This is a genomic window from Methylobacterium tarhaniae, from assembly GCF_001043955.1.
GTDB classification, from domain to species: Bacteria; Pseudomonadota; Alphaproteobacteria; order Rhizobiales; family Beijerinckiaceae; genus Methylobacterium; species Methylobacterium tarhaniae.
On record NZ_LABZ01000431.1, the window covers coordinates 1 to 1,300 of the forward strand.

General features: G+C 71.8%; 2 protein-coding genes. One reads left to right on the top strand and one right to left on the bottom strand.

What is annotated here, in order from left to right; translation table 11 throughout:
- Positions 1–194 (bottom strand): hypothetical protein (locus VQ03_RS34910; protein ID WP_245292257.1); only part of this gene is annotated, 194 nt, incomplete at its 3' end.
- On the opposite strand from VQ03_RS34910, the gene VQ03_RS30460 reads away from it, so the two are divergent.
- A partial coding sequence (locus VQ03_RS30460; protein ID WP_245292258.1) for a virulence factor SrfB occupies positions 187–1,300 on the top strand: 1,114 nt, incomplete at its 3' end. The two genes, VQ03_RS34910 and VQ03_RS30460, sit on opposite strands and share 8 nt — an antisense overlap.

Genomic DNA, 1,300 nt, shown 5'->3' on the forward strand with positions numbered 1-1,300 from the left:
TCGATGCTGGCGATGCGCAAGGAGGGCTCCGGCCGCGCCGCCGGCTCCGGCAGGGCGTCTGGCTCCGCGAAGGGCCGCGGCCGTCCGGCGAGGCGCAGGAACCCGTCGACCGCGCCGCCGAGCTTCTGGGTGCCCTTCGCGGAGCCAGACGCCCTGCCGGAGCCGGCGGCGCGGCCGGAGCCCTCCTTGCGCATCGCCAGCATCGATGTCGGCGGCGGCACCACCGACCTGATGGTCACGACCTACTACGCGGAAGGCAACCGGGCGATCAAACCGGTGCAGAATTTCCGCGAGGGCTTCCGCATCGCCGGCGACGACATCCTCAAGCGGGTGATCGAGCGCCTGGTCCTGCCGACGATCGAGGCGGCCTTGCGGGCGGGCGGCCATCCCGATCCGCACGCCCTGCTGCTCGAGCGCTTCGGCGGCGACCGGGCCAACATGGCCGAGCAGGAGAAGCACCTGCGGCGCCAGTTCGTCTCGCGGGTATTGGAGCCGATCGGTCTGCGCATCCTCGGTGACGTGGAAGCCGGCGACGAGACGGTGGCGCGCCCCTTCGCCGAGTTCTTCCCCGAGCGCGGTCGGGCTTTGCGCCGCGCGACTCCGCAACAGCGCCTGCTCGACTTCCTCGAGGTGCCGGCTCGCGAGGGCGGAGCGGCGGGATTCCGCCTCACCGAGTGCGTATTTGAGAGCCGGGCCGACATCGTCGCGGCCTGCGTGGTCTCGACCCTCGATCTCGTCCTCGACAACCTGTGCGAGGCGGTCCACGCCCTTGACGTCGACGTGGTGCTGCTCTCCGGTCGGCCGTCGCGGCTCCAGGCCTTCGTCGACCTGCTGGTCGACAAGCTGGCCGTCTCGCCCGACCGGATCGTGCCGCTGCACCAGTACCAGGCCGGCACCTGGTACCCGTTCCGCGAGCGCGACAACCGGCGCATCGGCGACCCGAAGACCACCACGGCGGTGGGCGGAATGCTGTGTGCCCTGGCGGAGGGGCAGCTCACCAACTTCACCCTGTTCACCCGACGCCTCGGCCTGCGCTCGACCGCCCGCTACATCGGCGAGCTGGAGCTGAGCGGGCAGCTGCGCGATGCCGGCCTCGCGTTCCGCGACGTCGACCTCGACGCCCCGGTATCGGCCCGGCGCGAGGGCCCTGTGATGCGCGCGAGCCTGCGCTACTACGCGCCGATGCGCCTCGGCTACCGACAATTGCCGGTCGAGCGCTGGATCGCCACGCCGCTCTACCGGCTGCGGATGGCGGCCGGCCAGGAGGTGACCGGCCTACGCCTGCCCCTCGAGATCACCC